The organism is Wenzhouxiangella sp. YN9 (assembly GCF_056324165.1).
Genome location: NZ_JBJNIP010000034.1, coordinates 1 through 328, shown reverse-complemented (window position 1 = coordinate 328; position 328 = coordinate 1). Strand labels below are relative to the sequence as shown.

At 39.0% G+C, this 328-nt stretch carries 1 protein-coding gene; it reads left to right on the top strand.

Annotation, left to right across the window (positions count from 1 at the left end):
* On the top strand, window positions 1-328 hold a 328-nt coding region (locus ACEWQ0_RS00190; protein ID WP_476484134.1), incomplete at both ends, for a two-component regulator propeller domain-containing protein.

Sequence of the window (328 nt, the reverse complement as noted above, 5' to 3'; positions counted from 1 at the left end):
AATCTTTACTTGGACAGTCAAAACATCCTCTGGGTGGGCACTTTTGGTGGTGGTTTGAATGCCATAGATATTGATGACAATAAAATCATCAGGTTCCCGTATTCAAGTCAAGAAGCGGAAAACATGATTTCAGAAAATGTTCAAACATTTTATGAGGATAAAGACGGAGTTTTGTGGATAGGAACGGGTACCGGTTTATATAGTTTTTTCGAGGGTGTGTTTGAACATTTTGATGTGCACGGTAAAAAATCAGGTGAATTGCTTCATAACCGAATTTGGGACATTCACTCGGCCGGTGACAATAATTTATGGCTTGGTACCTCAAATG